At 36.3% G+C, this 18,886-nt stretch carries 17 protein-coding genes; 12 read left to right on the plus strand and 5 right to left on the minus strand.

Annotated elements, in window-relative coordinates:
• Positions 1-6 precede the first annotated feature (6 nt).
• Entirely contained in the window at positions 7-489 is a 483-nt protein-coding gene (locus QE429_RS11865) for a hypothetical protein (RefSeq protein WP_307287190.1), read from the minus strand.
• A 202-nt stretch (positions 490-691) separates the two neighbouring features.
• On the opposite strand from QE429_RS11865, the gene QE429_RS11870 reads away from it, so the two are divergent.
• Together QE429_RS11870 and QE429_RS11875 are read left to right on the plus strand one after the other, a co-directional pair.
• Positions 692-4,102, plus strand: coding sequence for a hypothetical protein (locus QE429_RS11870; RefSeq protein WP_307287191.1), 3,411 nt, complete (start codon positions 692-694; stop codon positions 4,100-4,102).
• Between the two features lie 190 nt (positions 4,103-4,292).
• The gene (locus QE429_RS11875) at positions 4,293-5,453 is read left to right on the plus strand and encodes a cation:proton antiporter (RefSeq protein WP_307287192.1); all 1,161 of its coding nucleotides are present in this window, start codon (positions 4,293-4,295) and stop codon (positions 5,451-5,453) included.
• 46 nt (positions 5,454-5,499) lie between these two features.
• On the opposite strand, the gene QE429_RS11880 is transcribed toward QE429_RS11875, so the two are convergent.
• Positions 5,500-6,966, minus strand: a complete 1,467-nt coding sequence (locus QE429_RS11880) for a cbb3-type cytochrome c oxidase subunit I (RefSeq protein ID WP_307287193.1) — start codon at positions 6,964-6,966, stop codon at positions 5,500-5,502.
• 1 nt (position 6,967) lies between these two features.
• Complete coding sequence (locus QE429_RS11885; RefSeq protein WP_307287194.1) at positions 6,968-7,504, minus strand: cupredoxin domain-containing protein; 537 nt, start codon at positions 7,502-7,504, stop codon at positions 6,968-6,970.
• A 252-nt stretch (positions 7,505-7,756) separates the two neighbouring features.
• Here QE429_RS11885 and QE429_RS11890 point away from each other — a divergent pair, with 252 nt between their 5' ends.
• The 10 genes from QE429_RS11890 (at position 7,757) to QE429_RS11935 (ending at position 17,669) form a co-directional block, all read left to right on the plus strand.
• Complete coding sequence (locus tag QE429_RS11890; RefSeq protein ID WP_307287195.1) at positions 7,757-7,885, plus strand: hypothetical protein; 129 nt, start codon at positions 7,757-7,759, stop codon at positions 7,883-7,885.
• A 241-nt stretch (positions 7,886-8,126) separates the two neighbouring features.
• Entirely contained in the window at positions 8,127-9,119 is a 993-nt protein-coding gene (locus QE429_RS11895; RefSeq protein WP_307287196.1) for an ABC transporter substrate-binding protein, read from the plus strand.
• 111 nt (positions 9,120-9,230) lie between these two features.
• Entirely contained in the window at positions 9,231-10,262 is a 1,032-nt protein-coding gene (locus tag QE429_RS11900; protein WP_307287197.1) for an ABC transporter permease, read from the plus strand.
• Positions 10,237-11,031 (plus strand): ABC transporter ATP-binding protein, encoded by a 795-nt coding sequence (locus QE429_RS11905; protein WP_307287198.1) that lies wholly within the window; start codon positions 10,237-10,239, stop codon positions 11,029-11,031. The genes QE429_RS11900 and QE429_RS11905 overlap by 26 nt, the downstream gene beginning before the upstream one ends.
• 240 nt (positions 11,032-11,271) lie before the next feature.
• Positions 11,272-12,387 carry a 4-hydroxyphenylpyruvate dioxygenase gene (gene hppD, locus QE429_RS11910; protein WP_307287199.1) on the plus strand — a complete coding sequence of 372 codons (1,116 nt, stop codon included), beginning with the start codon at positions 11,272-11,274 and terminating at the stop codon, positions 12,385-12,387.
• A 105-nt stretch (positions 12,388-12,492) separates the two neighbouring features.
• Positions 12,493-13,101 (plus strand): flavin reductase family protein, encoded by a 609-nt coding sequence (locus tag QE429_RS11915; RefSeq protein WP_307290795.1) that lies wholly within the window; start codon positions 12,493-12,495, stop codon positions 13,099-13,101.
• 17 nt (positions 13,102-13,118) lie between these two features.
• Positions 13,119-14,051 (plus strand): fumarylacetoacetate hydrolase family protein, encoded by a 933-nt coding sequence (locus tag QE429_RS11920; RefSeq protein ID WP_307287200.1) that lies wholly within the window; start codon positions 13,119-13,121, stop codon positions 14,049-14,051.
• Positions 14,051-15,208: a homogentisate 1,2-dioxygenase gene (locus QE429_RS11925; RefSeq protein WP_307287201.1), complete on the plus strand. Its 1,158-nt coding sequence runs from the start codon at positions 14,051-14,053 to the stop codon at positions 15,206-15,208. Before QE429_RS11920 ends, QE429_RS11925 begins: the two co-directional genes overlap by 1 nt.
• A gap of 118 nt (positions 15,209-15,326) precedes the next feature.
• A complete protein-coding gene (locus QE429_RS11930) occupies positions 15,327-15,941 on the plus strand; it encodes an NUDIX hydrolase (RefSeq protein WP_307287202.1) in 615 nt (204 codons plus the stop codon).
• A gap of 366 nt (positions 15,942-16,307) precedes the next feature.
• On the plus strand, positions 16,308-17,669 hold the full coding sequence (locus QE429_RS11935) for an aspartate kinase (protein WP_307287203.1): 1,362 nt from the start codon (positions 16,308-16,310) through the stop codon (positions 17,667-17,669).
• 60 nt (positions 17,670-17,729) lie between these two features.
• Here the strand turns inward: QE429_RS11935 and QE429_RS11940 are convergent, their stop codons facing one another.
• Positions 17,730-18,299, minus strand: a complete 570-nt coding sequence (locus QE429_RS11940; RefSeq protein ID WP_307287204.1) for a DUF2238 domain-containing protein — start codon at positions 18,297-18,299, stop codon at positions 17,730-17,732.
• Between the two features lie 15 nt (positions 18,300-18,314).
• Positions 18,315-18,884, minus strand: coding sequence for a DUF2238 domain-containing protein (locus QE429_RS11945; protein ID WP_307287205.1), 570 nt, complete (start codon positions 18,882-18,884; stop codon positions 18,315-18,317).
• Between the last annotated feature and the right edge of the window lie 2 nt (positions 18,885-18,886).

Genomic DNA, 18,886 nt, shown 5'->3' on the forward strand with positions numbered 1-18,886 from the left:
TATTCATTATTCCTTGCGAGTAAAGCCTTCTTCAGTTAAGAATTCTAAAGCTTCTTCATAAGTATCAAAGCTATTATCAAGATTTAGTCCAAAATAAATATTCCATGCATCATTTTCGTTAATTACGATCAACTGATTGTTGTCACTATCTACCCAACGTTGCTCATCACTGGAATCTCCTAAAATCGCTTCAGCAAATTCAGTTTTCTCATTTGCTGAAAGGCCATGAATGGCGTCCCTTAATAACTGGTGAAGCTCATCAGCAGTCATATCACGGATATTAACTAAGCCTTTTTCATTTGTTTCATACTGATCTAAATGTCCTGCGTATATAAAGCCATTCCCATTAGGGTGTAAATGATAAACAATATTTTTTTTATCAGAGATACTATCGGGGAATTGAAAATTTATTCGGCCTAAAGAAACATTCTTTCTTTCTAATTCAGGAAAAGACTCGATAATTGCTAATTTTTCATTAAAAGTGAGCATACATATCCTCCATTATTAAAATCACACTTCTTATATCATACAGATTATTTACACAAAGGTAAAATTATTTTAAGAAAAGACTACTGCGATTATTTTTAGAGAAAATATTGGAAAATATTCAATGGGTAGTGTAAAATTACACTATAAGAAAAATAAGGTTATTAGATTAGATAAAATGAGTAGGTTGAAATGGAGGATAGGAATGGAGTCGAATATAAGAAACGAGCGAAGGAAAATTTTTAGGCAAGAGCTATTTACATTAAAAGAAGAAGGTTATTTATCAGAGACAATTGTGGAAACAGTTGCTAAAGCACATCATCAATATCATTTGGATTTGTTAGAGTCTGAGACAATTCGAAACGAAGTATCCAATACAAGTGAACCTGCTCAAGGGATTATATCCCCAAAACCACAAAAAGTAAAAAAAACCTTAACACAAGAAGAAGTTCGTGAACGGAATATCAGTTGGTCACTCAATATTGGTGTAATCTTTCTGTTAATAGGAGGATTGTTTGTTGCTACAAGTAACTGGTCTTCAATGACAAGTATAATGAAGAGTGGTTCTATCGCAATTGTTTCTTTAGTCTTTTTTGGAATCGCTTATTTAGCAAAGAAAATTCTACATATAGATAAAACAGCCTTTGCCTTTATAGTTTTAGGAAGTTTATTCTTGCCAATCTTTATCCTTTCACTAGGATGGTTTGGACTTTTGGGATCCTATTTATCAATTAATGGCGAAGGTCGATACCTTCTGGGGATGCTGGGTAGTTTCCTACCGATCATTATTTATGTGATTTTTGCCAAAAACCTTGGTTCAAGATTATTTGTCTGGTTTTCTTATGTTTCACTTTCTGCAGGAGTTGCCTTTTTATTTGCAGGTATACATTTAAAAATGGACTTTTTTTATCTAGGTATGATGATCTTTAATGCTGCTCTTATCTTTATTTTTCATCGCCTAAAGTCAAGAGAGTCTTTAAAATTATATATTAATGAATTTATTCTTTATATACAGGTAAATCTGGTCCTGTGCACACTTTTCATGCTGTTTCTTTACGATAATGAAGTAGTATATAGCTTAAATCTGATGTTGACTGCTCTCATCTATTTATCGATGATGTATGTCAGTGGGAAAAAGGAATATCATTTTATTTTTAGTATGATGATTGTTTATGGGGTGTATCAATTAATTGAACACAGCATCCTCAACCATTTTGGAGAAATTATTTATGCATTGGTTGGTTTTGGTGTAGTTTTCGTTCCAAAGGCTTTAGATGGGGCATTTAAATTAGATAAAGTTTTTCAATACACTAGTGCAGTTATTTCAGGCTTTGCCTTTATTTACATTAGTTTTGAAGGATTTTTGCTTAGATCTGGTGAGCCATCTGTTGTACTAATGCTTGCCTATTTTATTATTGCTGCAAACTTTCTTTATTTATCTAAAAGCAGCACAAATAAAATATTTCCATATTTAAGTTCTGTTTTTCTGGCATCGGGCATCTTTGAGTCAATTTCACTTTCCGTGCAATTTTTTGATTCCATTAACTTTGTGCTATCACTTTCTTTTACAGGATTTATTCTTTTAATATTATTTGGCTTAGGACAATTTTCTAAGTATTTACTAGTCATTCAGTCCGCATCTAGGGATGCTGGTTTATCCATTATGGGTATTGCTATGCTTGCGGCTGTTGCTTTCTCTTATTGGTGGGAATTAGGGGTTATGCTGCTGCTTCTAGTAGTGTCTGCTTATTTCCTTTTTAAAAAGGAAGAACGAAAATTTTTGAAGGAACTATCTTTTTGGATCGTTCCAGCATCACTTGGATTTTCGGTAGTGGCTTTTGGGGAGGAACTTTGTGCCCACTCAGCTTTTTATTATCAAGAATACGGTTATGCTGTTAACTTTTCCAGTGGTGCTTTCCTTGTTTTGGTGTCAAGGTTTGTTTGGAATAAGGCAGGCGAAAAGGATTTAGTAAGAATTTCACTCTATACCTCGTCAGCTTTATATACCATCGCTATTATGCAAGCATTGATAAGTCCCATTAATGAATTATGGGTGCAACCTCTTGTATTATTTTTGGGGATTAGTTTGTATTACTATTTATATCAAAAGGCGGGTACAAATTGGATTCCTTATTCAATTAGCATTACCACATTATTATTCTATTTTTCAATTATTCAATCCATTAAACATGTTCTCAACTTTTCTTTTTCACTTGATTCTGTAGTCCCATCAATAAGTGCTGTTGTCTTACTTTTAATTGCCTGCCTTTACAGGAAGAAAGACCAAAACCTAGCTTTTGCTTTTTTCTGGTCAGGGCACATAATGCTACCGCTAGCACTGACATTTACTTTAGTTGCTTATCAAACCGATGCCATGCTTAGTTTCATTATAGCTTGTATAGTATACGCACTAAGTACGAAGGAAGCTTCAAGCAGATGGGTCATCAAAGTCTTTCTTTATGGCTGTTTTCTCTCTTTCTATGTTGTTATTTCAACAGGATTAAATCATTTTGTAGACCATTATGCTGGTATGTTTGAATTTCCTATAACCAGTGGAGCGATTATTATTTTTGTAATTTTTGCAAGTGATTCATATAAAAAGCATGCCAGTTACTTTTTTGTTCCTTTCTCGATTATCGGTGTCGCATGCATGCTTGCCACCTATCCATTTAACTTTATACCTTTTATGATCACATGTGCATATGTTTGCTTGGTTATGTTTTATCTACACAGGATCATGTGGGACCTGTTAGGGGCTTTACCACTATTTTTAGCATTTATTGCAACAGTTGAATTTGTCTTCCAATCTGAAATGGATGACTTGATGAAAATGCTTTTAATGGGTGTTCTTGGAATTACCTTAACTTTAATTGGGCAAACCGTTTACAAAAAATTATTTGCATATGGAAAACAGGTTCATGAATTAAAAGTAGATGGGTATACCATTGTCTCGGTTTTATTTTTTGGATGTATGTACTTTTTTGAGAAGCAAAATATATGGATCCAAGCTTTACCAGGAATTCTTATTGCACTAACGCTATGGCTTCAGCGGAACAGAGTTCCAAGAGCTATTTCCTTCATTATGCCTATTCTCGCAGGGATTTATATGCTCCAGCCATACTACGGTGTAATAAATCAACTTAAAATATATCCTTTATGGGATCGAGAGGTACGAGTTCTGCCGTTTATTGTATTAATCATTTTCATCCGCAAAAGTTTAAAAGGGCGTTATTCTGAGGTTACCAAAGCCATTCAGTGGGCTGTACTAATTATTGTTTCAGGTTTATTAATTCAGGATGGGTTAGCGAGTAACACTATCTATGACGCCATTATATTAGGCTCCCTGTCCTTATTTTCGATGATTGCTGGAATGTTCCTTCAAATAAAATCTTATTTTTTTGTTGGAGCAGGGATTTTACTCTTAAATGTATTTCTGCAAACTAGACCGTATTGGGGGAATATGCCATGGTGGGCCTATTTACTAATAGCTGGGCTAATATTAATAACAATCGCAAGTTTTAATGAATGGCATAAACAAAAAGTTCAAAAAGGACAATCCACATTTATTAGTGTATTGAAGGAAAGGGTAATTAATAAGATTAAGAATTGGGATTAGAGTGAGTTGATTAAAACAATAAAGTTTGTTATAATAAAATTAATAAAATAATTGTTTCAAGTGGAGGAGTCTGTCACCAAGGGATATCTATGTCTTTTGGTTTGACAGACCTTTTTGCGTTTATAAAGAAAGAGTCTGTTTATAATTAAACAGACTCTTTTTAATTTTCAGAAAAAGGAAAGGTGATAATATGGAATTAATTTTTGAATTAGCTATTATTCTACTGGCATCTAAATTAGCAGGGGACATAAGTGTCAAATTAGGCCAGCCATCGGTTTTAGGTAAGCTCTTGATTGGAATACTTTTAGGACCGGCTGTACTTGGACTTGTTTCAGAAACAAAAACATTGGAAGAGATAAGTCAAATAGGTGTTATTTTATTAATGTTTATCGCTGGACTTGAGACGGATATTGATGAATTTAAACGCTCTGGGAAAGCTTCGACATTAGTAGGTGTAAGTGGGATCGTTGTACCATTGTTCGTAGGTTATATTGCAGGAATTATAATGAATATGACAACTATTGAGGCTATGTTTTTAGGGTTACTGCTCTCAGCTACAAGTGTGAGTATCTCAGTTCAAGCGCTGAAAGAGTTAAATATGATGAAGACAAAAGAAGGAACAACAATTTTAGGGGCTGCAGTAATTGATGATGTTCTTGTTATTATTGCTTTGGCGTTTTTAATGAGCATGGCTGGTGGTGATGTGAACTTAAGCATAGTCATTATCAAAAAGGTTCTATTCTTTGGTGGTGCTATTTTAGTAGCTTGGAAGGTTGTTCCATGGATTCTTAAGAAATTTGCCCCACTAAAGGTAACCGAGTCACTTATTTCAGCTGCACTGATTATTTGCTTTTTGTATGCTTATGTAGCAGAAATAACAGGTGTTGCGGCTATTATTGGAGCATATATTGCTGGAGTAGCGATAAGTGTAACTAATTATAAGCACGAAATTTTTGAAAAGGTAGAAACAATTGGGTATTCGATTTTTGTACCAGTGTTTTTCACTTCTATCGGTGTAAAGGCAAGCTTTGATGGTATCACAGACCATATAGGGCTTATTATAGGGCTTAGTGTTCTAGCGATTTTAACTAAACTGATTGGTTCGGCTGTAGGAGCAAAAATGGCAAACTTTCCTTTAAGAAGCTCACTTGGAATTGGAGCTGCAATGGTCTCACGCGGGGAGGTAGCATTAATTATTGCCACAATTGGCCTTGAAACGAAATTAATTAGTCAGGAGTTATTTGCTATCTTAGTTATTGTTGTTCTGGTAACCACTATTGTTACTCCTCCAATGATGAAATACTTTTTTAATTCTCGTTCTAAGGTAAAAGAGATGAAGCCTTCAGCATAAGAAAAAAATCCAGCCTTTAGAGAAAGGCTGGATTTTTTATGCTCAATTATGAAGCGTATTTGGCAATTTTATGATCACTTTGCTTACCAACATGTTTCATACCGTTGAAAAATCTTAATGTGAAAATTATTGAGGACATAATAACGAAGACACCACAAATAGCACCCACTTGGTCTGAACCTGTCCATTCTGGTAAATGTTCAGCCCACCTTCTGGGAGCACTTATCTTTCCTGCATATAGGAACGAACCTGCTATACCCGTAAAGAAAAAGAAGTAGACGGATATCGCAAATTTATCTAAATTAGTTTGTTTTTGTGCACCTTCGGTTTTATTAAAGTAAAACATAAATCCGAAAATCATGGCAACCACACCCATACCCATGTAAGTGTGAAAATGTCCAGGGACCCATTTAGTATTATGCATTACATGGTTAACTACGATAGTCGCATCAATTATCGCCGGAACCGCACCAGCTACCCAACCGAACATGGCTAAAAACATCATGCTTGATGTGAAGTCCCATCTAACAGCGGAACGATAGACGATCATTAATGCACCGTACGCTGTTACTACCATGACCGGAAGCCCATTTGCATATGAAAAAACCTGTCCAATAATTAACATCCATCTTGGCACCGCAAAATCCATTAATAAATGATGAGTATAAATCATTAATGTAAATAGCGTTGAAAAGTTCCATGCAATCAGAAATGCTTTATTTGATTTCCAAGGTCGGCCTGTATATTCTGATAAGATTTCATATACAGCAATAACAGCCATATAAATGGTACAGTTGGCAAAAATATGCCCAAATGCATATGTTAAATGTTTTGCTAACATAGGATCAAAAGTTAAATTGGGATTTAAAATATTTAAAATAGATTCTACTAGAGCTGTAGCGCCTGCCAGTATCCCAGTAGAGTTAGCAATAATAACCATAGTTGTAGCAACAACAGCGGCAGGTGGTCCATATCCTTTTTTTCCTCTAAATATATATTCCCAACCGAGTGATTTACCTAAACCGCCATACTCCTTAATTAGTCGTGCTGCTAAGTAAAAATACATAATCAAATAACCAATACCTAAAATTAATAGGCCAAAAAGAAACAATAAAGCTCCAGTTGTCCCGTAAATCTTTGCAGAGAAGGATGGAAGCGGATAAAGAAATGTCCATCCATCAGAAAAATTAAAGACAAAAATGGCAGTAAGAATCATGACAACACCAATTAATGACAAGATGAGGTTTGCAAAATATATTTTATGATTGATATAAATGTACTTAGATAGAAAATACCACATGATGGCACTACCACCTAAGGCAGCAATACCGACCATTCCCGTACCATGGACCGTCATAATTTTATAAAATAATTGTGGTGATATTTTAATGACCTTTCCCTGATTTAATAACATGATAACACCAAAGGACATCATAAGTACCAGTACAACAGAGGTAATAAGTAAGGATAAGGACACGCCTTTTTTTATAAAACTTCGAGTCATATTTTCCATATTATTTCCCTCCTTTTGCTGTAACAACAATATCCTTCATCATCGCATGGTGGCCTGTGCTGCAATACTCTAAGCAAAGGATTTTATAGGTTCCTGGTTTTTTAAAAGTAATGGAAACAGTGTTTGTATACTCAGGCATTGCCTGTGTTTGTGCAATTAGCTTAAGGTCAGTATCATATAGACCAAAACCATGTGTTACATCCTGACTTGTTACACGAAATTGTACTGGTTCACCAACTACAAAGTCCTCGTTACTTAATTTCCAGCTAAACTGCATTCCCGTCACATCAACAATTTTTCCATTTTCTTTTGCGTGTACATGTTGATCATGATAAGGGAGCCTGCTTAGTGACATAGCAGAAGCAAAGCCCATTACAGCCAGTAAACCAAGAAAGTAAAACTTACGAATTTTGTAGCCTTTTTCTTGGATTGGTCCATACTCTTTTAATTTTCTCGATTCCCCATATACAAATGCAAAAGCGAGTGCAATAAGGAAAACGAAAAATAGTGTAGCGTACCACGCGATCGATTGGTACATACTATCCCCTCCCGTAATTTGAATATCAAACAAGTAGTCCCCCAACTACTTGTCCGATTCCATTTCTCATTGTAAACCCCTTTTTGTGAAAGAATAGTGAATTTTATCATACTTTACTAGTTAACTATAAAGATGGTCGTATATTTTTAGATTTATCACTTTAAAACTACCCCCATGAATAAGAAGGAAGGTGCGAATAGTTTGGTAAACGAACAAACAATTCTACTTTAAAATATTCTATGGAGGTTAGATATGGGAATCGTTATTATCGATATCGACAAACTACTAGAAGCTACATCTGGTCTAACATCTGAGAAAAATAATTATAAAGTGCATGATGTTGAGATTGATCAATTACTTGAGAATACACGCGATTGGTAAAACACATATTTTTGTTAATCCACTCATAGTCTTAAATATATCCATTAATGCCTTCTATTAAAATAGAAGGCTTTTTTGTTTTTAACTAGATAACAAATATACTAGTCTGATATGCCGCTTTAAAGCGAAAAATTATTTTTCCTATTTCTATTGCTTTTACTCTCAAAAGATACTAGAATAATTTTTAATATAAAAAATTTTTAGAAAATTAGTTTTAACAACATAAAGGGGGATTATTTAGATGAAAAAAATTCAAGCACTTTCTTTTGCACTAGCCGGGATGCTGATGCTTGCAGGGTGTGGAAGTAAGGAATCAGCTGGCGATGCTAAAAAAGATGGATCAAAGGAATTTAAAGTAGGAATTTCCCAATTCGCACCGCATCCTTCTTTAGATGCAGCGACAGAAGGCTTTAAAAAAGCTTTAAAGGACAAGGGGATAAAAGTTACATTCGATGAACAAAATGCACAAGCTGATATGAATAACACTCAAACGATTGCCAATAATTTTGTCGGGGATAAAGTAGATTTAATTTTTGCTAATGCCACTCCTAGTGCGACTGCAGCATTAAATGCAACTAAGGAAATCCCTATCATTTTCACTTCAGTAACTGATCCAGTGGGAGCTGGATTGGTTGAAGCATTTGATAAACCAGGGAAAAATATTACCGGAACAACTGATAATCATCCGGATGCAACGAAAAAAACAATCGATTTTATTACTGAAGAAGTGAAAGCCAAAAAGGTGGGGGTTATTTACAACTCGGGGGAACAGAACTCTGTTGTCCAAGTTAAGGAAGTAAAGAAATTAGCAGAAGAGAAAGGGGCTAAACTAGTAGAGGTATCCGTTTCTACTACTGCTGAGGTAAAACAGGCAGCTGAATCCCTTGTTGGCCGTGTTGATGCGATTTATATTCCAACCGATAATACAGTTGTTACTGCTCTTGATTCCGTCATTTCTGTTGCAAATAGTAAAAAGATTCCATTATTTGTAGGTGAACTGGATTCAATGAAAAAAGGTGCTGTGGCTGCAAGTGGTTTTAGCTACTATGACCTTGGATATCAGTCCGGATTAATGGCAGCCGATATTTTATCAGGAAAGAAAAAGGCTTCAGAAATTCCAGTCCAACTTCCAAAAAGCTTAAAACTTGTCATTAACAAATCCGCTGCAGAAGCACAAGGATTAAAGGTTAAAGAAGATTGGAAAAAGCTCGGTGAGTTTTATGATGGAAAATAAGTAGTAATTTTCGAGGAGGAGGCCAGTAGTTGGTCTCTCCTTGATTTGTACATATGCTAAATTTGGTGAAGGTGATTTAACAGAAAATACCTTCAAGAAAGGATGATTTTATTGTTTACAGCCATATTTGGATCTTTTGAAGCAGGTATCATCTATGCGATTATGGCGCTGGGCGTCTATCTTTCCTTTCGCATTTTAGATTTCCCAGATCTTACAGTGGATGGGAGTTTTGTAACGGGAGCAGCGATATCAGCAGTGATGATTGCAAATGGAGCCAATCCGTTTCTAGCAACCATAATGGCTTTATTTGCAGGTTTTGCAGCGGGCTGTATGACAGGACTACTTCACACGTTTGGTAGAATTAATAATCTTCTCTCAGGTATCCTAATGATGATTGCTCTTTACTCCATTAACCTAAGAATTATGGGACGTTCCAATATACCTTTATTGAACACCGATACTGCTTTTACAAAAATCAGTAGTTTTTTTGAAAAGACGGGAATTGATTCATTTTTTAACGGTATCCTTTCAACGATGGGACTAGGGGACAGTCTTCCTGAAACGTGGGGGATATTGCTATTTATGATTATCGCCACCTTCTTAATTAAGTTCCTAACCGATCTATTTTTAAAAACAGAGATTGGCCTTGCAGTTAGGGCAACGGGTGATAATAAACGGATGATTCGGAGCCTTTCAGCTAATACCAATCTACTGGTTGTTCTAGGATTAGGTTTGTCTAATGCTTTAGTTGCATTTTCTGGTGCACTGATTGCTCAACAAGGTGGATTTGCTGATGTTGGTATGGGAATAGGAATGATTGTCATTGGATTGGCGTCAGTTATTATTGGTGAGGCCTTGTTCGGAACGAAAACAATTGCTCGAACGACACTTGCAGTTATTGGTGGATCGATTATTTACCGTATTGTTGTTACATTGGCCTTACGGGTTGAATTCTTAGATCCAGGGGATATGAAGTTAATAACTGCACTTATTGTTATTGTTGCATTGACTGCACCGAAGATCATAGAGGGGTCTAAAGAGAAAAAGAGAAAAGCCAGAAGAAAAGCTGAGAGAATGAACATGGTAACGGCTTCCGTAGTGGCAAAGGGGGAGAATCATGCTGCAATTAAGTCAGATTCATAAAATTTTTAATGAAGGAACACCTGATGAGAAAATTGCCATTGATCATATTAATCTAACTCTTAAACCTGGAGATTTTGTTACAGTGATTGGTAGTAATGGGGCAGGTAAATCAACATTAATGAATATCATTTCAGGTGTACTAGTTCCTGATATTGGAGAAGTACATATCAATGGACAGAAAGTAACACAAATGTCTGAGTTCAATCGTTCAAAAATGATAGGCCGTGTCTTTCAGGATCCGATGGCTGGAACAGCACCTAGTATGACGATTGAAGAAAATTTGGCAATGGCTTATTCACGAAACAAAACGAGGACGCTTAAATGGGGTGTGACTAAAAAAAGGCGTGAATATTTTCGGGAGGTACTTGAGACATTGCATTTGGGTTTAGAAAACCGTCTCAATGCTAAAGTTGGTTTATTGTCGGGTGGGGAACGACAGGCCTTATCCTTATTAATGGCTACATTTACAGAGCCGTCAATTCTGCTTCTCGATGAACATACTGCTGCCCTGGACCCATCAAGAGCAGAATTAATCACTTCGCTGACTAAGGAGATTGTAGAAAGATATAGACTCACCACTCTTATGGTCACACATAATATGCAGCAAGCTATTGATTTGGGAAACCGCTTAATCATGATGGATAAAGGTCAAATTATACTTGAAGTGAACGAGGAAAATAAGAAAAATCTGACGATCGAAAGTTTATTAAGTGAGTTTAAGAGAATCCGCGGACTTCAAATGGCAAGTGATCGGGCCATTTTATCATAGTGAATAAAAATATTTTTTGACGGACCTCATTCGTTTAAAATTATTTCCAATTTGCAAATGATGCAAACTACCTGTTTAATTAGGTAGTTTCTTTTTTTGTATTGGGAAATAACGAAAATTATATAATTTTCTTTAACACCAAAAAGCGGTATTGCTTTACTACCTACTCTTGAGAGGACAACAGTTCTTCATTTAGAATTAATTCTGAATATTATTACTTTATTAAATGGGGGTTTCTTAATGAAAGAAAATAGATTAACAGCAGACCAACTTGTAGATGATTTTTTTCCTGTAAGAGATGTAGATTACATTGAAATCTATACAGGCAATGCTAAACAAGCTACTCACTTTTTTTGTACGGCCTTTGGTTTTCAACCTGTTGCCTACTCCGGACTTGAAACTGGAAATCGTGAAACCGTTTCCTACTGTTTAAAACAACGTAATATCCGTCTTGTCATAACTGGTTCTTACAAAGAGGAAACCAGGGTCGCTCAGTTTGTTAAAAAACATGGTGATGGTGTGAAAGACATAGCTTTGCTGGTTGACGATGTTGAGAAAGCATTCGAGGAAGCTGTAAACAGAGGAGCGATTGCTGTAGCTCCCCCATTTGAAATGAAGGATAATCAAGGTGTAATCAAGAAAGCCGTTCTAGGTACATATGGGGACACCATCCATACGTTAATTGAACGAAAAAATTACCAAGGTGCATTTTTACCTGGATTTGAACCATACTCTGCAGCATTACCAATTGAGGATGCAGGATTAATTGGTATTGATCATGTAGTTGGAAATGTGGAAAGCATGGAAGAATGGGTTGAGTATTATTCCAAAGTAATGGGCTTTAAAGAAATGAAACATTTCACTGATAAGGATATTACAACAGAATATTCCGCTCTAATGTCCAAAGTTATGCATAATGGTGGTCGTATTAAGTTCCCTATCAATGAACCAGCAGAGGGGAAAAGAAAATCCCAAATTCAAGAATACTTAGAGTTTTATAACGGACCGGGTGTACAGCATTTGGCCATTTTAACAGAAGATATTGTTTCCACTGTATCCATTTTAAAAAAGAATGGTGTTGAGTTTCTTAAAACACCAGCTGCTTATTATGAATCATTAGGGGAACGTATAGGAAAGATTGATGAAGAGATTGAAAAGCTTAGAGAATTAAATATCCTAGTGGACCGTGATGATGAAGGTTATCTTTTGCAAATCTTTACAAAGCCTATTGTAGATCGTCCAACATTATTTATCGAAATTATTCAGCGCAAAGGTGCACGTGGATTTGGTGAAGGAAACTTTAAAGCACTCTTTGAATCAATTGAGCGTGAACAAGAAAGACGTGGAAATCTATAATAATAGATAGCTCATAAAATAGTGTAAGGAAAATAGGAACCAGTTGCAAGGGGGGATACTCCCTTGCAAACCATGTGGTTATCTGAAAGAGTGGTGGACAACAATTTGGAAATTTCACCTGAAGCATTGGAATGGAAGGATGCATATAAACTGTTAGTTGGCTCCATTTTACCCCGTCCCATTGCGTTCGTTTCAACAATAGATAAAAATGGCATAGCAAATGCAGCTCCTTTTAGTTTTTTCACAGCTATTTGTGCAGATCCAATGTTAATTTGTTTTTCACCAATGAGAAGGGGAAAAGATGGAGCAAAGAAGGACACACTCATCAATATTGAGAATACAGGTCAATTTGTGATTAATATTGTCAGTGAGAAAATGGCAGAGCAAATGAACGATTGTGCCATTGAATTTGCTTCTTCTGTGGATGAAATAGAAGAAGTAAATCTAACAAAGGAACCAAGTGAAAAGGTGAAAGTACCCCGAATCAAAGAATCACTTGTTCATTTAGAATGTGAACTATATCAGGTATTACATTTTGGAGATAAACCTGGGGCTGGAAGTCTAGTGATAGGAAAAGTAATACAAGTCCATGTTAACGATGAGCTATATGATAATGGAAGAATTGATACAACTAAATTACAGCCGATTGGAAGAATGGCTGGAAGTACCTTTACTAACCCGTTAGCCAATACATTTGAAATGATCAGAAAATAGTTAAATAGGTGAGTGCCGTGAAATTTGTAACCTTTGAAAGAAATGATAGGAAAATAAAGTCTGGCTGGTTAGATGGTGATTTTGTAGTTGATATGAATGAAGCATCAGATGGTAAACTACCTGATAATCTGTTAGATTTTCTAGGAAACAGTGAAGAAAATATGAAAATAGCGATAAATCTTTTTTTTAATACCAGTGATCAAAAAGGAAGATATCCATTAAGTGAAACTCGTTTAAAAGCACCTCTTCCTATCCCAAGGAGCTTTCGTGATTTTTATGCATTTGAACAGCATGTTAAAACGGCAAGGGAAAACCGGGGACTTGAAATGATTCCAGAGTGGTATGAAATCCCTGTTTTTTATTTTTCTAATCATTTAGTGTTTAAGGGGCCAGAGGATGAGATCATTAGGCCGAAGGAATGTGAATGGCTTGACTATGAACTGGAAGTTGGATGTATCATAGGAAAACAAGGAATAAACATTCAGGCAGAGGAAGCAGATGAATACATTTTTGGTTATTGCATATTAAATGATTGGAGTGCAAGAGACCTGCAAAGAAAAGAAATGAAGGTGGGCCTTGGCCCTGCTAAGGGGAAGGATTTTTCAACTTCTATCGGTCCGTGGATTGTTACAAAGGACGAACTGGAACCCCATAGGACAAGAAATGGTTATGACCTGTCAATGAAAGCGCATGTGAATGGCGTACACTTATCCAATGGAAATATGAAGGACCTTCATTATTCCTTCGGTCAAATGATTGAGAGAGCATCTGCAGGCGTTACACTTTTCCCTGGAGAAATTATTGGTTCAGGAACTGTTGGAACAGGCTGTATCCTAGAACTTGGCCAAAAGACCCATCGATGGCTTTTACCAGGAGACCAAGTGGAATTGGAAGTTGAACACCTAGGCACGCTTAGAAATAAAATTTCTGATGGAAATGAGGTGAAATAATGTATTACAAACAAATGGGGAAGATTCCGCATAAACGACATACGATGTTTAAAAAAGATGATGGCAGCCTTTATCGTGAGCAGGTGATGGGGACGAAAGGATTTTCTGGTACTCAATCTATCTTGTACCATCAGTACATGCCGACAGAGGTTGTTAAATCTGAAATGCTTGGTAAATATTTGCCGGAATATGAAGACCAGCAGTCACTAAAGCATCGACACTTCTTAACTAGTATGGCCAAAAAACAGGGGGATGCTCTCACTGCTCGAAATTATATTTTAGGTAATTCTGACTTATTAATAGGAACAGCACAAATAACCAAGCCGATGCAAAGTTACTATCGCAACGGTGATGGGGATGAGATGCTTTTCATACATCATGGTTCAGGAAAATTAGAGACCATGTTCGGTACCATTACCTATCGTTCAGGAGATTACCTAATTATTCCAATCGGGACGATATATCGAGTTATTCCAAGTGAGAATGACGTGACAACCATGTTATTTGTTGAATCCTTTAGTCAGATTACTACTCCAAGACGTTATCGGAATGAATATGGTCAGCTGCTCGAACATAGCCCTTTCTGTGAACGAGATTTTCGAGGGCCTGAAACACTTGTATCATTTAATCAAAAGGGTCAATATGAAGTATTAACCAAATCAAGAGGAATGATTTCCTCTCATATTCTAGGACACCATCCACTTGATGTAGTTGGGTGGGATGGATATTTATATCCATGGGCATTTAATATCGAGGATTTTGAACCCATAACAGGAAGGGTTCATCAGCCGCCTCCTGTACACCAGACGTTTGAAGGGAATAATTTTGTTGTTTGTTCGTTCGTCCCTCGATTGTATGATTATCATCCTGAAGCTATTCCGGCACCATATTACCATAGTAATGTAAATAGTGACGAACTCCTTTATTATGTGGATGGAAACTTTATGAGCCGTAAAGGAGTCCAAGAGGGTTCCATTACTCTACATCCAAGTGGTATTCCACATGGACCTCATCCAGGGAAAACGGAAGCTAGCATAGGTAAGAAAGAAACGCTTGAGCTCGCAGTTATGATTGACACCTTCCATCCTCTGAAAGTGGTTAAAAATGCTCAAGAAATAGAGGATCCAGCTTATATGTATACTTGGTATGAAAAGTAATAATGGGGATGACTCTATTAAATGGGGTCATCCCTATTTTTTGTTAAGAATATAAGCGTTTATACTTATAAACATGGTATGGTAGAAGTAATAAATTTAAATAGAATGAGGTGAATTCATGAACCTGGAAAATATCTTAAGGAAGTTAACAAACCATACTCCCACCATTTTAGGTAGTGAAAAATTTTCGAAATTTGCTATAATGTTGCCGCTTCTACAAAAAGAAAACGAAATTCATGTGTTATTCGAAGTACGTTCCCTTGAATTAAGGAGGCAGCCTGGTGAAATTTGTTTCCCAGGAGGAAAAATTGATTCACAGGATATTAATGAACAAGGTGCAGCTATTCGAGAGACGGTGGAGGAATTAGGTATTAGCAGGGAAGCAATAAAAAACATTTTTCCACTGGATTATATGATTTCACCTTATGGGATGATTGTATATCCGTTTGTAGGATTTATTACTGAACCTAATAAAGTCAAGCCAAATCCTTCAGAGGTGGGAGAAATTTTTACCGTCCCGTTGTCCTTTTTTGTTAATCATCCTCCAAATATATACAAAATAAACTTTAAAGCTGAGCCAGAAGAAAATTTTCCTTATGATCTAATCGCTGGAGGGAAGAACTATAATTGGAGAACAAGAGACCTTGAGGAATATTTCTATCATTATAATGATAAAGTCATATGGGGTTTGACAGCGAAGATATTAGTGCATTTTATTGAAATGGTACGCTAAGATTTTAGAAAAAATGCTGTGTTATAGAACAGTGTTAATTTTTACACCCTGTTGATTGGAGCGGAAGGCACGAAGACTCCTGTGGGAGTATGGTTCAGGAGAGACCCCGCAGGCGCAAGCGCCGAGGAGGCTCGCCGAAACACCCACGGAAAGCGAAGTGCCTGGAGCGGAAATCAACAGGCACGTTTAACAGTGCCTAAAAAAACGATTTCAATACAGTGAGAAAAGTGGGATAAATTCTCACTTTTTTTATGTTTGTCTTTCTTGTGTGGACAAATGTACATATTGGACGGAAAAAAGTTCTTGATTATTTTCAGAATTGGAATAAAATTAAGATTATATTTTCTGAGGATAGGGAGATGGACGATGAAAGTAGTAAAGTTTGGCGGTTCATCATTGGCATCCGGAAAACAAATGGAGAAAGTATTCCAAATTGTTACTTCGGACAGGGAAAGAAAAATTGTTGTAGTATCTGCACCAGGGAAAAGATTTGCAAGTGATGAAAAAGTAACAGATTTATTAATTGAATGTGCAGTTGCAGCATTACAAAATCATAGTTTCAATGAAAAACTTGATGCTGTAATTGAGAGGTATGCATCTATTGCTGAAGAATTGTTACTCCCTAATACTGTTATTCAAGAAATTCAAGAGGATTTAATGCTAAGACTTCAAGGTGATAAGAGCAAGCCTGACCGGTTTATGGACCGAATAAAAGCAAGTGGAGAAGATAACCAAGCTAAATTAACAGCTGCCTTTTTTAGAAAAAAGGGTATCGAATCGTATTATGTAGACCCTCGTGAAGCTGGATTACTGGTTAGTAATGAACCAGGAAATGCACAAGTATTGCCAGAGGCATATGACCAATTATACTTACTAAGAAATCGGTCAGGGATTTTGATTTTTCCGGGATTCTTTGGCTACAGTAAGGAAGGAGAGGTTTTTACATTTTCTCGAAGTGGATCTGACATTACTGGCTCGATACTTGCCAATGCTATAAAAGCAGACTTGTATGAAAACTTTACAGATGTGGATGCTGTCTATTCTGTTAACCCGAGTATTGTAGAGGAACCTAAGGAAATTAAGGAATTAACCTACCGTGAGATGCGTGAGCTATCATATGCAGGCTTTACTGTATTACATGACGAAGCACTGGTCCCGGCCTTTAGAGCGGGGATACCTGTTCAAATTAAAAATACCAATAATCCAAGTGCACCTGGAACAAGAATTGTAAATGAACGTAACAATACTAATGGACCTGTCATTGGAATTGCAAGTGATAAAGGGTTCTGCAGCATATATGTTAGTAAGTATTTGATGAATAGAGAAATTGGATTTGGCCGGAAGTTACTTGGGGTATTAGAGGGTTTTGGGCTTTCATATGAACATACCCCTTCAGGCATTGATGATATTTCCGTCATCCTAAGAGAAAATCAGCTAGACGAAATCCTTGAACAAAAAATTATACATCGAATTAAGACGGAACTGCATGCTGACGAGGTAGAAATTGTGCATAGCCTTGCTCTCATAATGGTTGTAGGTGAGGGTATGCGCCATAATGTCGGTACGATGGCCAGAGCTTCTAAGGCACTGGCACGATATAGTGTTAATATAGAAATGATCAACCAAGGTTCATCTGAGGTTAGCATGATGTTTGGGGTTAAGGAAATGGATGAAAAAAGAGCGGTTCAAGCACTTTATGAAGAATTTTTTGTGCCTGTAACGGTGTAATAATGTAAGCGAGGCTGACTCAGTCGTTAGAGTCAGTCTCTACAGGTTATGATACTTTTTTTACCTTGCCTTAGCACGAGTTCTAATACCAGCTATAATTGCAATTACAAGTCCACCCACTGTATCAGCAATTAAATCAGTCATGGTATCTTTATTGCCCCCACCTTGTAAGGTCATGTCGAATAATTGATCAGAACTAAATTCATATACCTCCCATAAGACTCCGCCTAGTGCTGCAAATGATAAAGTGAACAAGAACACAAACCACGGTGAAATTTCATTTCCTGCACTTCTGTGAATTAAACGTTCATATAAGGCAATACCTGAAAATGCTAAGATAGCTCCACTGACAAAATGCATAAATGTATCCCACCAGCCAAGCCCATACCAGCCTAATATCGATCCAAAATATTGGGATCCAACTAAAAATATTAAATAAGAAATCACAATTGGCAAATTGAATTGAAGTTTGGTAAATAACGCTAAAAATAAAGGAACTGCACCACAAACAATTCCTCCAATAGCAACGGTCCCTTTAAAGCTCACACCATTGGAAAAATAATATACAGCTAATGCAGCCATAAATAGAACATAAATTAAACTTAAAATAATGACCAGTTTTCTGTTCATTTTATTCACCTCACGTTATACATTTGGTTTTCTTACATACGAATAAATGGCCACTATTAGACCACCAGCTAACCCACAGAGCAAGTCTAGCATTGTATCTGTATTTCCTCCACGTTGCATGGTGTGTGTAATAGGAGTCAGGTCTCCTAAAAATTCATAAACCTCCCAAATCACACTTGCTAAAACTGCTAGAGAAAGAACAAAAATAGAAAGTATCCACTTCGATAGCTCATCTCGTACTTTAACTGGAATCCATATTTTATACAAGGTTATGCCGGCAAGAGCAATATATATTCCTTTATAGAAGTGAAGGGTAGAGTCCCACCATTTATAATGGAGATAAAAACTTGATATTGATCCTAGAAACAAGGAACAAAAAATGAAGAGATAATATCCCAATATAAGGGGGATATTAAAAGGAATGTTTTTTTTAAATAACAATAGAAGTGGAAGGGCACTTACAAAGATACCCCCAGTAGCTACCTGCCATCTGGATGAATCCCCTTTAATTAAGTAGTTCAATACCAGAGAAATCATAAAAATAATAAAAGCCATACTTAAGATAAGGATTAATTTTCGTTTCATGT

The sequence above is a fragment of the Bacillus sp. SORGH_AS_0510 genome, assembly GCF_030818775.1.
Taxonomy (GTDB): Bacteria; Bacillota; Bacilli; order Bacillales; family Cytobacillaceae; genus Neobacillus.